Annotated in this window: 16 protein-coding genes and 1 other RNA gene; 7 read left to right on the forward strand and 10 right to left on the reverse strand. The window is 62.5% G+C overall.

All coding sequences use genetic code 11. From position 1 onward, the window contains the following. Window positions 1-283 precede the first annotated feature (283 nt). Together OCK01_RS09400 and rocF are read right to left on the reverse strand one after the other, a co-directional pair. Entirely contained in the window at window positions 284-1,330 is a 1,047-nt protein-coding gene (locus OCK01_RS09400) for an ornithine cyclodeaminase (protein WP_263823713.1), read from the reverse strand. Next, the gene (gene rocF, locus OCK01_RS09405; RefSeq protein WP_263823714.1) at window positions 1,330-2,250 is read right to left on the reverse strand and encodes an arginase; all 921 of its coding nucleotides are present in this window, start codon (window positions 2,248-2,250) and stop codon (window positions 1,330-1,332) included. The genes OCK01_RS09400 and rocF overlap by 1 nt, the downstream gene beginning before the upstream one ends. A gap of 121 nt (window positions 2,251-2,371) precedes the next feature. Here rocF and OCK01_RS09410 point away from each other — a divergent pair, with 121 nt between their 5' ends. Next, on the forward strand, window positions 2,372-2,809 hold the full coding sequence (locus tag OCK01_RS09410; RefSeq protein ID WP_263823715.1) for an Lrp/AsnC family transcriptional regulator: 438 nt from the start codon (window positions 2,372-2,374) through the stop codon (window positions 2,807-2,809). A 53-nt stretch (window positions 2,810-2,862) separates the two neighbouring features. Here OCK01_RS09410 and OCK01_RS09415 read toward each other — a convergent pair whose 3' ends face one another. The 4 genes from OCK01_RS09415 to tkt all read right to left on the reverse strand — a co-directional run bounded on the left by OCK01_RS09415 (window position 2,863) and on the right by tkt (window position 9,320). Then, window positions 2,863-4,059: a phosphoglycerate kinase gene (locus tag OCK01_RS09415; RefSeq protein ID WP_263823716.1), complete on the reverse strand. Its 1,197-nt coding sequence runs from the start codon at window positions 4,057-4,059 to the stop codon at window positions 2,863-2,865. Between the two features lie 81 nt (window positions 4,060-4,140). Further along, window positions 4,141-5,934, reverse strand: a complete 1,794-nt coding sequence (locus OCK01_RS09420) for a potassium/proton antiporter (RefSeq protein ID WP_263823717.1) — start codon at window positions 5,932-5,934, stop codon at window positions 4,141-4,143. 317 nt (window positions 5,935-6,251) lie between these two features. Further along, a complete protein-coding gene (gap, locus tag OCK01_RS09425) occupies window positions 6,252-7,262 on the reverse strand; it encodes a type I glyceraldehyde-3-phosphate dehydrogenase (RefSeq protein WP_263823718.1) in 1,011 nt (336 codons plus the stop codon). 81 nt (window positions 7,263-7,343) lie between these two features. Next, window positions 7,344-9,320, reverse strand: coding sequence for a transketolase (gene tkt, locus OCK01_RS09430; protein WP_263823719.1), 1,977 nt, complete (start codon window positions 9,318-9,320; stop codon window positions 7,344-7,346). Window positions 9,321-9,653: 333 nt separating this feature from the next. Here tkt and OCK01_RS09435 point away from each other — a divergent pair, with 333 nt between their 5' ends. The 3 genes from OCK01_RS09435 (at window position 9,654) to ssrS (ending at window position 10,531) form a co-directional block, all read left to right on the forward strand. Beyond that, window positions 9,654-9,926, forward strand: coding sequence for a DUF4164 domain-containing protein (locus OCK01_RS09435; protein WP_137155966.1), 273 nt, complete (start codon window positions 9,654-9,656; stop codon window positions 9,924-9,926). A gap of 23 nt (window positions 9,927-9,949) precedes the next feature. Then, window positions 9,950-10,321 (forward strand): cell division protein ZapA, encoded by a 372-nt coding sequence (locus OCK01_RS09440; RefSeq protein WP_182828289.1) that lies wholly within the window; start codon window positions 9,950-9,952, stop codon window positions 10,319-10,321. A gap of 53 nt (window positions 10,322-10,374) precedes the next feature. After that, window positions 10,375-10,531, forward strand: a non-coding RNA gene (ssrS, locus tag OCK01_RS09445) — 6S RNA. A gap of 15 nt (window positions 10,532-10,546) precedes the next feature. Here ssrS and OCK01_RS09450 read toward each other — a convergent pair. Together OCK01_RS09450 and ybgC are read right to left on the reverse strand one after the other, a co-directional pair. Then, on the reverse strand, window positions 10,547-10,759 hold the full coding sequence (locus OCK01_RS09450) for a hypothetical protein (protein WP_263823720.1): 213 nt from the start codon (window positions 10,757-10,759) through the stop codon (window positions 10,547-10,549). 136 nt (window positions 10,760-10,895) lie between these two features. Next, the gene (ybgC, locus tag OCK01_RS09455; protein WP_263823721.1) at window positions 10,896-11,336 is read right to left on the reverse strand and encodes a tol-pal system-associated acyl-CoA thioesterase; all 441 of its coding nucleotides are present in this window, start codon (window positions 11,334-11,336) and stop codon (window positions 10,896-10,898) included. A gap of 136 nt (window positions 11,337-11,472) precedes the next feature. Between ybgC and OCK01_RS09460 the strand changes: the two genes are divergently transcribed. From OCK01_RS09460 to OCK01_RS09470, 3 genes are all read left to right on the forward strand, one after another. Beyond that, a complete protein-coding gene (locus OCK01_RS09460; protein ID WP_263823722.1) occupies window positions 11,473-13,254 on the forward strand; it encodes an IlvD/Edd family dehydratase in 1,782 nt (593 codons plus the stop codon). Window positions 13,255-13,354: 100 nt separating this feature from the next. Further along, on the forward strand, window positions 13,355-14,590 hold the full coding sequence (locus OCK01_RS09465; protein ID WP_263823723.1) for a putative DNA modification/repair radical SAM protein: 1,236 nt from the start codon (window positions 13,355-13,357) through the stop codon (window positions 14,588-14,590). Beyond that, complete coding sequence (locus OCK01_RS09470) at window positions 14,590-16,047, forward strand: UdgX family uracil-DNA binding protein (protein ID WP_263823724.1); 1,458 nt, start codon at window positions 14,590-14,592, stop codon at window positions 16,045-16,047. Before OCK01_RS09465 ends, OCK01_RS09470 begins: the two co-directional genes overlap by 1 nt. Here OCK01_RS09470 and treZ read toward each other — a convergent pair. Beyond that, the gene (gene treZ / locus OCK01_RS09475; protein ID WP_263823725.1) at window positions 16,037-17,959 is read right to left on the reverse strand and encodes a malto-oligosyltrehalose trehalohydrolase; all 1,923 of its coding nucleotides are present in this window, start codon (window positions 17,957-17,959) and stop codon (window positions 16,037-16,039) included. The genes OCK01_RS09470 and treZ overlap by 11 nt on opposite strands. Beyond that, entirely contained in the window at window positions 17,956-19,671 is a 1,716-nt protein-coding gene (locus OCK01_RS09480; RefSeq protein ID WP_263823726.1) for a glycoside hydrolase family 13 protein, read from the reverse strand. The genes treZ and OCK01_RS09480 overlap by 4 nt, the downstream gene beginning before the upstream one ends. Window positions 19,672-19,751 lie beyond the last annotated feature (80 nt).

Consider the following 19,751-nt stretch of genomic DNA (forward strand, 5'->3'; position numbering starts at 1 on the left):
ACCCGGAGTCTCGGGCGGCGTCAACGCATTCAATACGCATACTGGATGAACCGGGATTTAATCGATCCCGACGCCGTGACGTCATATGCGTCTCACGACCTCTGCGCCGCGTCTCCACCGCGCCGGCGCGTCTCTTCGACGCCTATTTGGCCATGGTTTTGATCCCGCACAAGCACCATTATTATGGCATGGACGGCAAATAAATACCCTACTCGCAGAGAATGGCGGTCGATGTCGCCAATTTGTCACGCTCAGGTTGAAACGGGACGGCGCAAACGCCCCGTCAGGCGACGGAGCGCAACAGCATGCCATAGAGATCGCGCGGCTCGTCGGGGTCGGCCAACAGGTCCAGCTCCTCGTAAACGCCGTTGGCCGCGAGCTGGTCGCGCAGGTAGCGCAGAGCCGAAAAATCCTCGATCGCGAAGCCGACGCTGTCGAACAGCGTGATCTGGCGATCGCTCTTGCGTCCCTCCGTCTGGCCTGAAATCACCCGCCAGAGCTCGGTGATCGGATGATCGCGGTCGAGCTGCTGGATCTCGCCTTCGATCCAGGTCTGCGGCGGATATTCGACGAAGATGTCGGAGCGCGTGACGATGTCGCGGGCGAGTTCGGTCTTGCCGGGGCAGTCGCCGCCGACAGCGTTGATGTGGACGCCTTCGCCGACCATGTTGTCATGCAGAACGGTCGCGCTCTTCTTGTCGGCGGTGACGGTCGTGATGATGTCGGCGCCGGAGACGGCTTCTTCGGCGGTCCTGGCTTCGACGATGGTGAAGCCGCGGCCGGCGAGGTTGGCGGCGCATTTACGGGTGGCCGCGGGATCGATGTCGTAGAGGCGGAGCTTGTCGATGCCGAGCACGGCCTTGAAGGCCAGCGCCTGGAATTCCGACTGCGCGCCGTTGCCGATGATCGCCATGGTGCGCGCGCCTTTCGGCGCGAGATATTTCGCCGCCATCGCCGAGGTCGCCGCCGTGCGCAGCGCCGTCAGGATGGTCATTTCGGTGATCATCATCGGATAGCCGGTGGACAGATCCGAGAGAACGCCGAAGGCGGTGACGGTCTGGCGGCCGGTGCGGTTGTTGTAGGGATGGCCGTTGACATATTTGAAGCCGTAAAGCGCGCCGTCGCTGGTGGGCATCAGCTCGATCACGCCGTCATCGCAATGGGAGCCTACTCGCGGGGTCTTGTCGAACACCTCCCAGCGGCGGAAGTCCTCTTCGAGATAGGCGACGAGTTCGGTGATGAAGCGTTCGACGCCGATCTTCATCACCAGCTTCATCATGCTGTCGACGCTGACGAAAGGCACGACATTCAGTTTGGGCATCGCGTTCATCAAAAGCTCCTTGTGGGTCTGTCCATCACCTGCTTGCCGAGAAGGCTCGCGGCGAGATCGGCCATCAGGATCGCGGTGCGACCCCGTTCATCGAGAAAGGGATTGAGCTCGACCAGATCGAGGCTGGTGACGAGGCCGCTGTCATGCAGAAGCTCCATCACCAGATGCGCCTCGCGGAAGGTCGCGCCGCCCGGAACGGTGGTGCCGACGGCCGGCGCGATCGCCGGATCGAGGAAATCGACGTCGAGCGAGACATGCAGCAGACCGTCCGCGTCCTTGACCTTTTTCAGGAAGCGCTTCAGCGGCGCGGCGATGCCTTCCTCGTCGATCATGCGCATGTCGACGATGTCGACGCCGGCGGCGGTGATCAGCCGGCGTTCTTCGGGATCGACGCTGCGAATGCCGATCATCGACACGTTGTTGGGGTCGACAGGGGCGACGACATCCGGGAAATAGCCCTCAAAGCCCGGCTGGCCGGTGAAATAGGCGACCGGCACGCCATGCAAATTGCCGCTGCCGGTGGTGTCGAGCGTATGGAAATCGGTATGGGCGTCGAGCCAGAGCACGAAAAGTGGCCGCCCTTGGGCCTGCGCGCGGCGGGCGATGCCGGTGACCGTGCCGGCAGAGAGACTATGGTCGCCGCCCATGAAAACGGGAAAGCCGTCATCGCTCGCTTCGAAAGCGGCGGCGTCCAGCGCTTCTATCCAGGCGATGGTCTGGTCGAGCTTCTTGATCGCCTTGTTGGGGTGGCTGTGCTGGCGCGGCGCCATGGGTTTCACGTCGCCTGTGTCGACCACCTGATGGCCGAGTTCGGTCAGGCTCTCGGCAAGGCCCGCCGCTCGATAGGCCGCCGGCCCCATATCGCATCCCTTGCGGCCCGCTCCATCCTGAACCGGCGCGCCAACGAGTTTCACCAGCATCGCTAACCCCTCTTCACGTGCTATGATTTGATCATCCTAATCTGGCGAAGTGAACAGGAAGAATTGGCAAAACAAATGCTTTGGCTTATCATTTTGGCAAATCAAACCGACAGGCGCCGCCATGGACGAGCTCGACCAGAAACTCATCACGCTTCTCCGGCACAATGCGCGGCGCAGCATTTCCGACCTCGCGATCGAATTGGGAACGGCGCGGGCGACCGTGCGCAGCCGCATGGAGCGGCTGGAGGCGTCCGGGGAAATCGTCGGTTATACAGTGATCCTGCGCTCGGACACCAGCGCGCTGCCGGTGCGCGGCATCATGATGATCGAGGTGGAAGGCCACAAGACCGAGCGCGTGCTCAAGGCGCTCAACGGCTTTTCGGAAATTTCCGCCGTTCACACCACCCATGGCCAGTGGGATCTGGTGGCGGAACTGGGCGCCGCCGACTTGCCCGGCTTCGATGAATTGCTCAAACGCATCCGTCTCGTGCCGGGGGTGGCGAGCAGCGAGACGACGCTCTATCTCACCACGCCACGCAGCACGCGGGCGCGGCTCTGAAACGACGATGGCGGGGTCGAGCCCCGCCATCGATGACCAATCGTTCAGACAGATCAGGACTTCAGCACGTCCACGCCTGGGAGGGGCTTGCCCTCCATCCATTCCAGGAAGGCGCCGCCGGCGGTCGAGACATAGGTAAAGTCGTCGGCCACGTCGGCGTGATTGAGCGCCGAGACGGTATCGCCGCCGCCGGCGACGGAGACGAGCTTGCCGGCCTTGGTCTCTTCGGCGGCGAATTTCGCGACCGAGACGGTGGCGGTGTCGAAGGGTTCGATCTCGAAAGCGCCGAGCGGGCCGTTCCACACCAGCGTTTCCGCCTTGGCGATCCAGTCGTTGACGGCCTGGATCGAGTCCGGGCCGACATCGAGCGCCATGGCGTCGGCGGGGATTGCGGTCGCCGCGACCGTTTCATTGGCCGCGTTGGCTTTGAATTCGCGGGCCACGACGACGTCGGTGGGCAACACGATGGCGCAGCCGGCGTCCTGGGCTTCGGCCAGGATCGCCTTGGCGGTGTCGGCGAGATCATGCTCGCAGAGCGACTTGCCGACGTCGATCCCTTGGGCAGCGAGGAAGGTGTTGGCCATGCCGCCGCCGATCACCAGCGCGTCGACCTTGCGGACGAGATTCTTCAGCAGGTCGATCTTGGTGGAGACCTTGGCGCCGCCGACGATCGCCACCACCGGACGCTTGGGGTTGCCGAGGCCGGCTTCCAGCGCTTCGAGTTCGGCCTGCATGGTGCGGCCGGCATAGGCCGGCATGTGGTGCGCGAGGCCCTCGGTGGAGGCGTGGGCGCGATGGGCGGCCGAAAAGGCGTCGTTGACGAAGATATCGCCATTGGCGGCCAGCGCCTTGACGAAGTCGGGATCGTTCTTCTCTTCGCCCTTGTGGAAGCGGGTGTTCTCGAGCAACAGGATGCCGCCGTCTTCGAGCGCGGCGACGGCCTCGTGCGCCGGTTCGCCGATGCAGTCGCCGGCGAAATGAACCCGACGGTCGAGCACGGCTTCGACGGCGGACTGGATGACGGCGAGCGAGAATTCCGCTTCCGGACCATTCTTGGGACGGCCGAAATGAGCGAGCAGGATCACCTTGGCGCCCTTGTCCGACAGTTCGAGGATCGTCGGGGCGACACGTTCGATGCGGGTGGCGTCGGTGACTTTTCCATCCTTGCAAGGCACGTTGAGATCGACGCGGACCAGAACGCGCTTGCCGGAAATGTCGGTGAGATCGTCGAGGGTCTTGAAGGACGCCATGTTGTTTCCATTCGCTTGGGTGGGGTTTCCGGTGGGGACCATACACCGCCGAGCGATGGATTCAAGCGCTCATTAACCAGCCTAGGCCTCGCTCGAACGCGTCTTGATCCGACGCCAGAGATCACGAAAATTGAGGAAAATCGGCAGCTTTCCGCCCGGCTCCACCGATTCCATCGAAATTCCGACGGATGAAATATGATTGTGCTCGTCTATGTCGCGCACGATCAGAATGATCGAGCCGAAGCGGACGCGATCGGCATATTCGGCGCGTCCGCCGAGCCGCGCCATCATCAATTCGCCGATGGTCATGGACTTTTCGATCTCGGTCAGCAGACCGGGCCCATAGGCGGCGTCCAGTTCCCTGGAGGGGCGGCCGGGCGAAATGGAGAAGGTGCCGAAAAACTGTTCGTCCTCGGGGTCGAGATCGGCCTTGTCCGCGAAGAGCTTGTCGAGCAGCGGGATGAAGGCCGGAGTGACGAAGAGGTAGACGATGTCGTTCTCTTTCAGGCGACCGGCATATTGATAGCGCATCGAACGGCTGTCGCGGATGATCAGCGACGGCATGGCCCAGCGGGGCAGGCGCGCGCCATTCGCCACGGGGCAGCCGGGGATGACGCGATAGGAGACGAGTTCGTGGTTGACGGCGCGGGGCAGGTCGAGTTCGAGCTTATCGACGGCGCCGACCTGTTTGGGGATGATCAGACCCAGCCGCTTGGCGATCGGCTTGATGGTCCAGCCCTGCACGATCAGCGACACCAGCACGATGATGAAGGTGATGTTGAAGAAGGCCTGTCCGTTTTCGAGATTGTTGATGATCGGCAGGATCGACAACAAGATGGACACGGCACCGCGCAGGCCGACCCAGGCGACGAAGGTGATTTCCTTCTGATGGAAATCGAAGGGCAACATGCAGAGCCAGACGGCGATGGGGCGGGCGAACAGGATCAGGAACAGGCCGAGCAGCACCGCCGGCAGCGCAATGATGTGGAATTCGGACGGTGTGGCCAGCAGTCCGAGCATCACGAACATGATGATCTGGGCCAGCCAGGTCATGCCCTCCTGGAAGCGCTTGATGGCCAGTTTCGCCTGAACCTCGCGATTGCCGGCGAAGAGGCCGGCGACATAGACCGCCAGGAAGCCGCTGCCGCCGACGACGCCGGTAAAGGAGAACACCAGCAGCGACAGCGCCAGCACCAGGATCGGCGCAAGACCCTTGTCCTGGACGAAGCGGTTGGCGACGGTGACGATGATCCATCCGCCGGCGACGCCGCAGATCACGCCAATGCCCATTTCTTCGACGAAGCTGAGGAGGACATGCCAGTCCAGATCCGAAATGCTGTGCCCCGACGCCACGAGTTCGACCAGCGTGACCGTCAGGAAAATCGCCATGGGATCGTTGGTGCCCGATTCCACTTCCAGCGTCGAGGTGATCTGGTCGCGGATGTTGACGCCGCCGATGCGCAGCAGAAAGAACACGGCCGCGGCATCGGTCGAGGCGACGATCGAGCCGAGAAGCAGTCCCTGAAGAAAAGAAAAGCCGAGAAGCGCCATGGCTCCGAGCGCGAAGAGCCCGGCGGTGATGAGCACCCCGACCGTGGCCAGCGAGATGGCGGGCAAGGCGGCGATACGGAAAGCGCGGATCGGCGTGCCGAAACCGGAGTCGAACAAGATGACGGCCAGCGCCAGCGACCCCAGCCAATAGGCTGCCTGATTGTTGGAAAAGTTGATGCCGAGACCGTCGACGCCGGCGAGAAGGCCGATGCCAAGGAAAAGCAGCAGGAGCGGCGCGCCGAAGCGGAAGGCGATCAAGGAAGACATGGCGGCGAACAGCACCAGCGATGCGCCGACCAGAACGACCAAGTAAAACGCGTCCAAACCCGTCTTCTCCACATAATGCGCCCGTTCGAGCGGGGCGCGCTCGTCACCATAATCTTGTTCAAATCATTGAGCCGCAACCGAAATTATCTGCGGCAACGCGAACGGCGCGCAGCGCCGACGACAAATCATCAGATGCATATTGGACGACAATGAGGCTGTTGTCACACGCAAACAATAAAATTTTGCATTGCAATACGGCTGATAATCAAGATGACGACAACAATCGCCGAGGCGCTGCGAAGATATGTTGACAACAAAACGCCCGCGGCGAGAGCCGCGGGCGAATGAGCGTCAATGAATCCGGATGATGGCGATCAGATGAGCTTGGCGAAAGCCACCGCCGTGTCGCACATGCGGTTCGAGAAGCCCCATTCATTGTCGTACCAGGTCAGTATGCGGACGAAATTGCCTTCCATCACCTTGGTCTGGTCGATCGCGAAGATCGAGGAATGGGAATCGTGGTTGAAGTCGCGCGATACGAGCGGCTCTTCGGTGTAGCCGAGCACGCCCTTCAGCGGGCCGTCGGCGGCGGCCTTGATGGCGTCGTTGATTTCCTGCACCGTGGTGTTGCGCTTGGCGACGAATTTCAGGTCGACGACCGACACGTTCGGGGTCGGCACGCGGATTGAGGAGCCGTCGAGCTTGCCCTTGAGTTCCGGCAGCACGAGGCCGACGGCCTTGGCGGCGCCGGTCGAGGTCGGGATCATCGACAGGGCTGCGGCGCGGGCGCGGTACAGATCCTTGTGCATCTGGTCGAGCGACGGCTGGTCGTTGGTGTAGGAGTGAATCGTGGTCATGAAGCCGTGATCGACGCCGACGAGGTCGTTGAGAACCTTCACCACCGGCACAAGGCAGTTGGTGGTGCAGGACGCGTTGGAGATGACCATATGCTCCTTGGTGAGCTGGTCATGGTTGACGCCGTAGACGACGGTCAGGTCGGCGCCGTCGGCTGGGGCCGAGACGATCACGCGCTTGGCGCCGGCGGTCAGGTGGGCGGCGGCCTTGTCGCGGCTGGTGAAGATGCCGGTGCATTCAAACGCGATGTCGACGCCGAGTTCGGCGTGCGGCAGCGTGGCCGGATCCTTGACGGCGGTCACCTTGATCGGCTTGCCGCCGTTGATGATGATGGCGTCGCCGTCGACCTTCACGTCGGCGGGGAAGCGGCCATGGATCGAGTCGTAGCGCAGGAGATGCGCATTGGTTTCGACCGGGCCGAGGTCGTTGATGGACACGACTTCGATGTCGGTGCGGCCGGATTCGACGATCGCGCGCAGGACGTTGCGGCCGATGCGGCCAAATCCGTTGATGCTTACCTTGATAGCCATGGTGCTATTTCTCCGCTTGGGACGTGATGGAACGAACAGGAGGCGAAAGACCGGCCCCGGGGGCCGGTCTCGTCGAATGAATCAGGCGAGCTTGGCGACGACGGCGTCGGCGATCGCTTCCGGCGTGATGCCGAAATAGCTGTAAAGCTCCTTGTAGGGGCCCGAAGCGCCGAAGCCCTTCATGCCGATGAACACGCCGTCGGAGCCGATGAAGCGGTCCCAGCCCTGGCGGATGGCGGCTTCGACGCCGACCTTGACCTTGGCGGAGCCGAGAACGGAGGCCTTGTATTCGTCAGACTGGGCTTCGAACAGTTCGAAGCTCGGCACGGAGACGACGCGGGCGGCAATACCCTTGTCGGCGAGCAGCGCCTTGGCCTTCACGGCGATTTCGACTTCCGAACCGGAGGCGAAGATGGTCGCCTGGGCGTCGGCGGCGTCCTGCAGCACATAAGCGCCCTTGGCCGAGAGATTTTCGGCCGAATAGGTGGTGCGCATGGCGGCGAGGTTCTGGCGGGTGAGCGCGATGCCCGAGGGATGATCCTTGGCTTCGAGCGCGGCCTGCCAGCATTCCACCGTCTCGGTGGCGTCGGCCGGGCGGAACATCACCAGGTTCGGGATGGCGCGCAGCGCCGCCATCTGTTCCACCGGCTGGTGGGTCGGGCCGTCTTCGCCCAGCCCGATCGAGTCATGCGTCAGCACATGGATGACGCGGATGCCCATCAGCGCGGCGAGGCGGATCGACGGACGGCAGTAGTCCGAGAAGATCAGGAAGCCGCCGGAATAGGGGATCAGGCCGCCATGCAGCGCGATGCCGTTCATCGCCGCCGCCATGCCGTGCTCGCGGATGCCGTAATGCAGGTAACGACCCGAGAAATCGGTGGGCGTGATCGAGGCGGTCTGGCTGGTCTTGGTGTTGTTGGAGCCGGTCAGGTCGGCGGAGCCGCCGATCGTTTCGGCAACCACGCCATTGATGACTTCCAGCGCGTCTTCGGACGCCTTGCGGGTGGCGAGCGTGGGCTTGCCGTCGGCCAGCTTCTGCTTGTAAGCGGCGATCGCGTCATCCAGGTTCTTCGGCAGTTCGCCGGAGAAGCGACGGTTGAACTCGTCCTTCTTGTCCGAGGCCAGCAGGCGACCGGCCCAGGCCTTGTGCGCGTCAGCGGAGCGGACGCCCGACTCGCGCCAGGCCGAGAGAACGTCGGCGGGCACCACGAAGGCTTCGGATTCCCAGTTCAGCGCCGCGCGGGCGGCGGCGATTTCGTCGGCGCCGAGCGGCGAACCATGCACCTTGTGGGTGCCGGCCTTGTTGGGCGCGCCGAAACCGATCACCGTCTTGCAGGCGATCATGGTGGGCTTGTCGGACTTCTGGGCGGTTTCGATCGCCGCGGCGATCGCGTCCGGATCATGGCCGTCGACGGCGATGGTGTTCCAGCCCGAGGCGCGGAAGCGGGCGTGCTGGTCGGTGGAGTCGGCCATGGAGACCGCGCCGTCGATGGTGATGTTGTTGTCGTCCCAGAAGACGATCAGCTTGTTGAGCCTGAGATGGCCGGCCAGCGAAATCGCTTCCTGGCTGATGCCTTCCATCAGGCAGCCGTCGCCGGCGAGCACATAGGTGAAGTGATCCTGAAGGTCGCTTCCGAATTCCTGCGCGAGCTTCTTTTCGGCGATCGCCATGCCCACCGAGGTCGCGATGCCCTGGCCGAGCGGTCCGGTGGTCGTCTCGATGCCCGAGGCGTGGCCGTATTCGGGGTGGCCGGCGGTCTTGGCGTGCAGCTGGCGGAACGACTTGATGTCGTCGATCGTCATGTCCTCGTAGCCGGTGAGATAGAGGAGCGAATAGAGCAGCATCGAGCCATGGCCGGCGGACAGCACGAAGCGGTCGCGATCGGGCCAGTGCGGAGCCTTGGGGTCGAATTTCAGATAGCGGGTGAACAGCACGGTCGCCACATCGGCGGCGCCCATCGGCAGGCCAGGGTGACCCGAATTGGCCTTTTCCACGGCGTCCATGGAGAGGAAACGGATCGCATTCGCCATCCGGTCGTGTGTTTCGCGTGAGATCATGTCGTCGACGGCTCCGGAAAATGGAAGGAGGCAGCCTTGTCGACTGCCGTCAAAGCAGGGGACACATAGCAGTTGGGCGGACTGAGTCAACAAAGACGCCGAAAATACGCGCATATGCGCGAGGCTTGCGGCCAATATTTGTGCGTCGTCAATCGCACTCTTTCCAATGGCAAGCGGAAAGGGTGCGAAGCGGCACTGCAACTCTTCCACAGAATAGCCTGATTTACCGATGTTTTGATCGATTGACGGATGAAGGAGCCTTCCCTTACTATCGGGCTTCTCGCACGGTGAGCGCGGCAAACGCGATTCGCCGCTTTTTGGATGACAGGGACGATGCAAGCAGGGCCAGCAGTCATGTCGGCTTTCGAGGAGTTGCGCCGCGCGCTCGGAGACCTCGACCGCGCGATCGACCGCCGGTTCGATCGGGAGCGCGACTCCGCCGAACTCGAGGCGGAAGTGAGGCGCACGCATGCGGATCGCTCGCGGTTGGCGCAGGAACTGGATCACTCGCAGTTCCGGGCCAATCGGCTCGAAGAAGTCAATCGCGAAGTCTCGAGGCGCCTCGTGACGGCCATGGAAACAATAAGGGCGGTTCTCGACCGCTGACAGACCGGTATGGGTGCGTAGGCATGGCTCAAGTCACAGTGACGATCGACGGCAAATCCTATCGCATGGCGTGCGAGGAAGGGCAGGAAGAACATCTCACCGGACTGGCCCAGACTTTCGACCAATATGTCATCCATCTCAAGAGGCAGTTCGGCGAGATCGGCGATCTCAGGCTGACGGTGATGGCAGGGATCATGGTGATGGACGAACTGTTCGAAGCCAATCGCGCCAAGACCGCCTTGCTCCAGGAGGTCGAAGGGCTTCGCAAGACCCGCGAAGGCGCAAACGCAGCCGCGGAACGCAATGACGCGGCGGTCGCGGGCATGATCAGCGAGATTGCCCAGCAGGTGAAGGAGATCTCCGCCAAGCTCGAAGGGCCGCGCGAACAGGCCTGAGCTTTTTCGAAGGTTGTCCCTTTTGTTTCCCCAGAAAATCACTATATTGAAGTTGCGGTCTGCGCCTCTCGACAGGAAAAATTTTCCTTGGGGCCATACTCGATCTTATGGGAGCTGTCCCTGTTTTGGCCTGTGGGCTGGAGCACATGGCGCCCACCTACTTTTGTAGGCGCCCAGGATCGAACTTCCATCGGTCGTCGTGGATCGCACTTTTCCCATCCCGGCTCAGCCGCAGATGCGGGTTTTCCTCAGATAGGGACTGCCATGGAAATCCGTCGCCCAGTCGCGACGGACGACGCAATTCTTGTCGTTTGTCGCGACGTCGTCGGAGTGGTTGACGACGGTGTCGCCGGAGACATTGCCCGAAGGTCCCCCCGTGGCGGTCGCCGCGACAAGAAAAGCAAGAATAGTCATCGCTGTCATGACGAAGTATTGCATTGCCTCGGCCTCCCCCTCAACTGGACATGCAGTCGATTAGGGTGCTTTTAAGCATAGGTCTGTTCCCAAGGGAACAGGATTCTTTTAGGGTTTCTTAATTCTCCATATCGCGTTGCAGCAAAAATGTGAACACGCCTCACATATTCAGCATTTTCTGTTGTAAATCCATAGATAAGCGACGGGGCCGGCCCGCGGTGTTGATCAGCGCGATGGTCACCGTCGCCTCCATCAGCTGTGTTTGATCTTTCAGGATCGTCTGCCGCAACACCATGCGGGCGCCCGCCGCTGTCTCGGTTCGTGTCAGCACTGTCAGAATATCGTCCATGCGGGCCGAGGCGAGAAAATCGATCTCCATGTGACGGACGACGAAAGCGGCCTTTTCGCCGTCCACCACCATCTCCGCCTGTTCGACGCCGAGGCAACGCAGGAAGTCGGTGCGGCCGCGCTCGAGAAAATGCAGGTAGCGGGCGTGATAGACGACGCCGGAGAAGTCCGTGTCCTCGTAATAGACGCGCTGGGTGAGCCGGTGGCCGTCGGGGCCTAATTCGCCGGCAAGCGGGATCATTATCTGGGTCATGGGCGCTCCATCGTCACGTCGCTCGCGCTGTACACGGCCTCCGATCAAAGTCCAAGCCGGAACGCGGCGCCTTCGCCCTTGTTTGGCGCCTGCGCCAGCGATAGAGCTAGCGCAGCCAGCATGAAGGAGGAGCGCCATGTCCGGTCAACACGAGAGACGTCGTCTGCGGTCGCAGGACTGGTTCGACAATCCCGACCATATCGACATGACCGCGCTCTATCTCGAGCGTTTCATGAATTACGGCGTGACGCCCGAGGAATTGCGCTCCGGCAAGCCGATCATCGGCATCGCGCAGTCAGGCAGCGATCTCACCCCCTGCAATCGCCACCATGTCGATCTCGCCAAACGGGTGCGCGACGGCATCCGGGACGCCGGCGGCATTCCGATTGAATTTCCGACCCATCCGATCTTCGAAAACTGCAAGCGCCCGACGGCGGCGCTCGACCGCAACCTCGCTTATCTCGGCCTGGTCGAAGTGCTCTACGGCTATCCGCTCGACGGGGTCGTGCTGACGACCGGCTGCGATAAGACGACGCCCTCGGCGATCATGGCGGCCTCCACGGTCGATATTCCCGCCATCGTGCTCTCGGGCGGGCCGATGCTCGATGGCTGGCATGAGGGGGAATTAGCGGGCTCCGGCACGGTGATCTGGCGCATGCGGCGCAAATACGCAGCCGGCGAAATCGATCGTGAGGAATTCCTGCAGGCCGCGCTCGATTCCGCCCCGTCGATCGGCCATTGCAACACGATGGGCACGGCCTCGACCATGAATGCGCTCGCCGAAGCGCTCGGCCTGTCGCTGACAGGTTGCGGCGCGATCCCCGCCGCCTATCGCGAGCGCGGCCAGATGGCCTATCGCACCGGCCGGCGCGCCGTCGAGATCGTCTGGGAGGACCTCAAGCCGTCCGACATCCTGACGCGCGACGCCTTCCTGAACGCGATCAAGGTCAATTCCGCCATCGGAGGCTCGACCAACGCCCAGCCGCATCTCGCCGCCATGGCCAAGCATGCCGGCGTCGAACTCCATCCCGAGGACTGGCAGGTTCACGGTTTCGACATCCCGCTGCTCGCCAATGTCCAGCCGGCGGGCGCCTATCTCGGCGAGCGCTATCACCGCGCCGGCGGTACGCCGGCGATCATGTGGGAGCTGATGCAGGCCGGCAAGCTGGCCGGCGACTGTCGCACCATCACCGGCAAGGCCATGGCTGAGAATCTGGAGGGACGCGAAGCCGTAGACCGCGAGGTGATCAAGCCATTTGCCGCGCCGCTCAAGGACCGCGCCGGCTTCCTGGTGCTCAAGGGCAATCTGTTCGATTTCGCCATCATGAAAATGAGCGTGGTGTCGGAGGATTTCCGCAGCCGCTATCTCTCCGAGCCGGGCCGCGAAGGCGTGTTCGAGGGCAAGGCCGTGGTGTTCGACGGCTCCGAAGATTATCACGCCCGGATCAACGATCCCGCTCTCGATATCGACGAGCGCACGATTCTCGTGATCCGCGGCGCGGGTCCCCTGGGCTGGCCGGGATCGGCGGAGGTGGTCAACATGCAGCCGCCGGATCATATCCTCAAGCGCGGAATCAAGAGCCTGCCGACCATCGGCGACGGGCGCCAGTCCGGCACCGCCGACAGTCCCTCGATCCTCAACGCCTCGCCCGAAAGCGCCGCCGGCGGTGGGCTCGCCTGGGTGCGCACCGGCGACGTCATCCGCATCGACTTCAATCAGGGTCTCTGCGACATGCTGGTGGATGAGGCCGAGATCGCCAAACGCAAGCAGGACGGCATTCCAAAAGTTCCCCCGGACGCAACTCCCTGGCAGCGGCTCTACCGCCAAACCGTGACTCAATTGTCCGACGGCGCGGTGATCGACGGCGCGGCGGACTTCCGCCAGATCGCCAAGACGCCGCCCCGGCACAATCACTGATCCATCGTTTTCGCCGATCCGGCTTATCGAAGCCTGCGTAGAAAAACGCAGGCTTTCGACACGGCTTGCATTTTAGGTCTTTAGAACATAAAGTGAACGCATGGTTCAGCTCAAGATTCGGGACAAGCTGGCGATCCTCTCGGACGCCGCGAAATATGACGCCTCCTGCGCCTCCTCCGGAACGACCAAGCGCAATTCGGCTGATGGCAAGGGGCTCGGCTCCACCGAAAGCATGGGTATATGCCACGCTTATGCGCCGGATGGACGCTGTATCTCGCTGCTCAAGATCCTGATGACCAATTTCTGCATCTATGATTGCGCCTATTGCATCAACCGGGCGTCGTCGAATGTGCAGCGGGCGCGGTTCACGCCCGACGAAGTGGTCTGGCTGACGATCGAATTCTATCGCCGCAATTATATCGAGGGCCTGTTCCTGTCCTCCGGCATCATCAAATCGCCCGACGACACGATGGCGGATATGGTGCGCATCGCACGCGACCTGCGTCAGGTTCACAATTTCCGCGGCTATATCCACCTCAAGACCATTCCGGACGCCGCCCCCGCTTTGGTGGAGGAGGCGGGGCTCTTCGCCGACCGCCTGTCGATCAATATCGAATTGCCGCAGGACCAGTCCGTGACGCGCTATGCGCCGCAGAAGAGCCCGGTGTCGATTCGCAAATCCATGGCCGATCTTCGGCTCAAGATCGACGAACATTCCGAACCCAGCCCGATCACCAAGAAGAAGAAGCGCTTCACGCCGGCTGGCCAGAGCACGCAGATGATCATCGGCGCCGACGCCAGCACGGACGAGGATATTCTCGTGCGCAGCGAAAGCCTTTATTCCGGCTACCAGCTGCGCCGCGTCTATTATTCCGCCTTCAGCCCGATTCCGGATTCGTCGTCCGCGCTGCCCCTGATAAAGCCGCCGCTGATCCGCGAGCACCGGCTTTACCAGGCCGATTGGCTGACTCGTTTCTACGGCTTCTCCGCCCGCGAGATCATGTCGGCGCAGCCGGGCGGCATGCTGGATCTCGGCCTCGATCCCAAGCTCGCCTGGGCGCTCGCCAATCGCGGCGCCTTTCCCGTCGACGTCAACAAGGCGGGCAAGGAGACGCTGCTGCGCGTGCCCGGCTTCGGCTCCAAATCCGTCGGACGCATCCTCACGTCGCGGCGGGTCAAGTCGCTGCGCTATGACGACCTCGTGCGGCTCGGCGCGGTGATGAGCAAGGCCCGGCCCTTCATCTCCTGTGTCGACTGGAACCCGCGTGGGCTCACCGATTCCGAGGGCCTCAAGGCGCGATTCCAGCCGGCGCCGCAACAATTGTCGCTGTTCTGATGGTTTCCGTCATCCTGCCGAAACTGGGCTTTGCCGAGGCCTGGCGGAGCGAAGCGCGCACGCTGTTGCTGAAGGGCGCGCCACCCGAGGTCGTGTCCTGGCGCGTGGAAGGCGAGGGCGGCGATCTCTTCGGCGGCTTCGATATGGCGGATGAGGCGAGATACACGCCTATTCAGGAGCCGCGCATTCCCGCGGCTTTCCTGCCGCTCGCCGAGGCCGCGCTCTGCCATTCCGGTCCGGAGCGTTTCAGCCTGCCTTACCGCCTGCTGTTTCGGCTGCAGGCGGATCGCAGCATCCTGCAGGATCGGTCCGACCGCGATGTCGCGGCGCTCATGGCGATGGAGAAATCCGTCCGGCGCGACAGCCACAAGATGAAGGCTTTCGTCCGCTTCCGCGAAGTCGGAGGGGAGGGAGACCGACGGCGCTTCGTCGCCTGGTTCGAGCCCGACCATTTCATTCTGGAGCGCACCGCGCCCTTCTTCGCACGCCGCTTCGCCGATATGGACTGGATGATCGTGACGCCCGGCGCCGCGGCTCTGTTTCTCGATGGCGCCTTGTCCATCTCGCCCTGCGAGGGCCGGCCCGATATGCCTGACGACGCAGCCGACGATCTCTGGCGCACCTATTATCGCAACATCTTCAATCCCGCCCGCCTGAAGGTGAAGGCGATGAAGAGCGAAATGCCGGTCAAATACTGGAAGAACCTTCCGGAAGCCCGGCTCATTCCCGAACTCATCGCCGGCGCCGAACGGCAGGTGCAGGAAATGCGCGCGGCCATGCCGACGCTGCCGTCGCCGCGCGCCGAGCGCATTTTGAGCCGCGTGGGACAAGTCGACATGCCCGACAGGGAAAAGGTTCCCGACACTCTGGAGGAAGCGAAGTCGCAGGCGCGTCATTGCACACGTTGCGGGCTTTATTGCAACGCCACTCAGACCGTATTCGGCGAAGGCGAAACGAAGAACCCGTTGATGTTCATCGGCGAGCAGCCGGGCGATCAGGAAGATCTCGCCGGGCGTCCCTTTGTGGGCCCCGCCGGAAAGGTGTTCAATGCCGCGCTCGAAGAAGCGGGGATCGACCGACGGCAGGCCTATGTCACCAATGCCGTGAAGCATTTCAAATTCGAACCGCGCGGCAAACGACGCATCCACAAGCGGCCCGACAAGGGCGAGGTCATCGCCTGCCGCTGGTGGCTGGATCTGGAGAAACAATTTACTCGGCCGAAGCTTATCGTCGCGCTTGGAGCGACCGCCGCCTATGCCGTCACCGGGGATGGCGACGGCATCCTCAAACGGCGCGGCATGCTCGAGATGTCCGAGGACGATACGCCCGTCTTCATCACCATCCATCCTTCTGCGGTGCTGCGCGCCGGCTCTCCCGAAGCCGTCGCCGAAGCGCGCGCCGCCTTTACCGAGGATATGCGGACGCTGGCGCGAGCTCTGGCCGATCTCAAAACGTAATCTGGTCCTGCCAGGCTTTCACGCCGGCCGCGTCGCGTCTCGATCTCGGTATTTCTGGTTTGCCGGCAAAGACTAGGGCGCTGTCTGCGGACAGCAAGAAACGGTTCATCAGGTCGATCGGCCGCTGGCCCGTCCCGCCATAGCGGCTCCATTCGCTCGACCAGAGGAGACTCCACTCGCATCCCGCCGGCGCGGCGAACAATGGATCCGGCACGCTCGTCACAGGCAGGTCCGCTCCGAAATTGAGGATCAGCAGAAGATCGCCGGCGCTCTCGTCAGCGAAGAAACGCAGGAAAAACGCGTTTGTCGACAGGACCGAGCCGTCGACCCGCCGGTCATCGGCTGCGCTCCTGAAAGCCGGTTGGCCGCGCCTGAGCGAGACGAGATCGGCATGCAGGGCGCGAGCCGATATGTTCTTTTCCCATTCCGACCAGTCGAGCCGCGAAGACTCGAATGTGGCCCGGTCACAGGGATCGGCGAGGCCGGCCTTGATCTCGGGGTCGCGGATGGACGGAAACTGGCTCAGAAAATCCGAGCGGCCATTGCGCACCAAGGCTTTCGTATCGGAATGCGGCTGGTCGGCGAAATAGTGGAAATTGGTGGCGGCGCCGAATTCCTGCCCCTGAAACAGCATCGGCGTCTGTGGCCCCAACATCAAAAGCGCCGTCATGGCGCGAATGCGTGGCGGCGAGGCCAGGCTCGACATCCGCAACCCCTTGGCGGAGTTGGCGATCTGGTCATGGTTCTGCAGGAAATGGATGAAATGCGACGGCTTCAGGTCGAGCGACGGCGATCCGCGCCGATAGTCCTGCCAATCATGACGCTGTCCCTGAAAGAGATAGCCGTATTTTGCGGCGGCGATGAATTCCTGCGGCGCGCCCCTGTGATCATGGAGATAGGCTTCGTTGCGCCCGGTCAGCGCGACCTTGGCGGAATGGTGGAAATCATCGTTCCACAACGAATCCAGCCCGTCGCCGCCTTCTTCCAGCGGCTTGACCAGTCGGGCTTCCTGCGGCTCGTTCTCGCCGACGATGTAGATGGCGCGTCCCTTGCCGGCGCGGCGGCAGGCCCGGCTGATCTCGCCGACGATATGCGGCCGCGTCTTGTCGATCAGCGCCTGGATGGCGTCGATGCGCAACCCGTCGAAGTGAAATTCCTCGATCCAGTAGGCGGCGTTGGCGATGAAGAATTCCCGCACCGGACCCGAATTCTCGCTATCGAAATTGATCGCCTCGCCCCATTCGTTGGCCGGTCCCTGGCTGAAATAGAAGCGGCTGAAATCCTTGAAGCGGTGGCCTGGGCCGAAGTGATTGTAGACGACGTCGAGGATGACGCCGATGCCGAGCGAATGCGCGGTGTCGATGAAGGCCTTCAGGTCGTCGGGGCTCCCGTAAAGCCGCGTCGGCGCAAACGGCAATACGCCGTCATATCCCCAGCCGAAGGCGCCGTCGAATTCATTGACGGGCATCATCTCGACGACGGTGACGCCGATCTCCTGGAGACGCGGCAGCATCTTGGCCGCTGCCGCCCATGTGCCTTCGGGTGTGAAAGTCCCGATATGCATTTCATAGACCACTTGGCCGTCGCGGACGACGCCCGTCCAACCGGCGTCTTGCCAGACGAAGGAATGCGCGTTGACGACCATCGACGGACCGGTCGGTCCCTCGGGCTGTCGGCGCGAGGCGGGATCAGCAAACAGCGCCTCGCCGCCGTCCAGCCTGAAATGGTAGAGAGCGCCTTCCTTGACGCCGGCAACAGCCAGCGAGAAATAGCCGTCCGCCTCTCTCTCCATAGGATGGTCGTGGTCGTCGAGGACAAGATCCACTCTGTCGCGCTCCGGCGCCCAGAGCCGGAAGGCGCAGCCGTCTTCCCACAGTTCAGCCCCGATCGGGTAATGACGCTCGGCGATCATGCCTGCGGCTCCAACGCCTTTGTCAGTTCTGCGGGTAGGGCGCTCTCGGCTTTGTTGTCGTCGGCGACGGCGACCAGCGTCTCTTCCAGCAGGGCGAAGGCCTCGTAGGGCTTCATCTCGATATTTCCTTCCAGCCGTTCGCGCGGCTCGTAATTGGTGATCAGTGTCCGTCCTTGCGTCGAGAGCTCCGTCGGCAGCGTAGCGGTCACGATATCGGCGCTGAAGTTGGCCATCACGACGATGCGCTCGTCGCCCAGCCGGCGTGTATAGACGAAGAGCTTGGGATGCTGGTCGAGATAGGATTGAAATGCGCCATGCACCATGATCGGGTGGCGCTTGCGAAGCTCGATCAGCCGCCGGTAATGATTCCAGATCGAGCGCTCGTCACCCATTTCCGTTTCGGCGTTGATGCGCAGGAAGTTGGGATTGGTCTCGATCCAGGGCACGCCGGTGGTGAAACCGCCATTCGGCGCGGCGCTCCATTGCATGGGCGTGCGTGCATTGTCGCGACCGTTCTGGTTGGCGCCGGCGATGAACTCTTCCGAAGAACGGCCTGCTTCGACATGCAGCCGGTGCATGTTCAACGTCTCGATGTCCTTGTATTGATCGATCGACGAAAAGGCGGCGTTGGTCATGCCGATCTCCTCGCCCTGATAGACGAAGGGCGTGCCCTTGAGGAAATGCAGCGCGGTGGCGAGCATGGTGGCGGATTCGCGGTGGAAGCCCGCGGCGTCGCCATAGCGCGAGACCGCGCGCGGCAGATCGTGATTGCCCCAGAACAGCGAGTTCCAGCCGTCGTCGGATAGCGCCATCTGCCATTTGCCGAGCACGGATTTGAGGCCGACGAGATCGAAGGGCTTCGGCTTCCATTTGCCATAGACCTTGTCCCATTGCTGCGTCACATGCTCGAACTGGAAGATCATCGACAATTCGTTTCGGGCGCGGCCGGTATAAAGCAGCGCCGACCCCGGCGTGGCGCTCCAGGCTTCGCCGACGGTCAGCACATCGCGCCCGGCGAGGGTTTCGCGATGCATTTCCTGAAGATAGTCGTGCAGATGCGGACCGTCCGTCGTCACGCCCTCGTCGACCTGCTTGCCGATGCGGTCGATCACGTCCATGCGGAAGCCGGCGATGCCCTTGTCCAGCCACCAGTTCATCATGCCGTAGATGTCCCGGCGCATATCGGCGTTCTCCCAGTTCAGGTCCGGTTGCCGATGCGAGAACTGGTGGAAGTAATATTGGCCGGTGGCGGATTCAAATGTCCAGGCCGGGCCGCCGAAATCCGAATTCAGCTGGTTGGGCAGGCCGCCTTTGTCGGTGGGGTCGCGCCAGACGTAATAGTCGCGGAACGGGTTGTCGCGCGATTTACGGGCTTCCTGAAACCAGACATGCTCGTCTGATGTGTGGTTGACGACGAGGTCGAGGAGAATGCCGATATCCCGCTTCCTCGCTTCCGAGAGAAGTTCGTCGAAATCGTCGAAACTCCCGAATTCAGGGGCGATCGCCTGGTAATCCGAAATGTCGTAACCGTTGTCGTCCATCGGCGACTTGAAGATCGGCGACAACCAGAGAAGACCGATGCCGAGCCGCTGCAGATAATCCAGCCGTGAGGTGATGCCGGCGATATCGCCGATCCCATCGCCATTGCTGTCGAAAAAGCTTCTCGGATAGATTTGATAGACGGTCTCGGACTGCCACCATGTGGTCTGCATCTGGGTCTCCGGAAATCCATGGAAGGGAGTTCGCTCGTCTGATCGCGCGCATGGCGCCGGGACCGACCCTCATGGTCGGA

This window comes from Rhizobium sp. TRM95796 (assembly GCF_025779995.1).
In the GTDB taxonomy this organism is placed as follows: Bacteria; Pseudomonadota; Alphaproteobacteria; order Rhizobiales; family Rhizobiaceae; genus Rhizobium_E.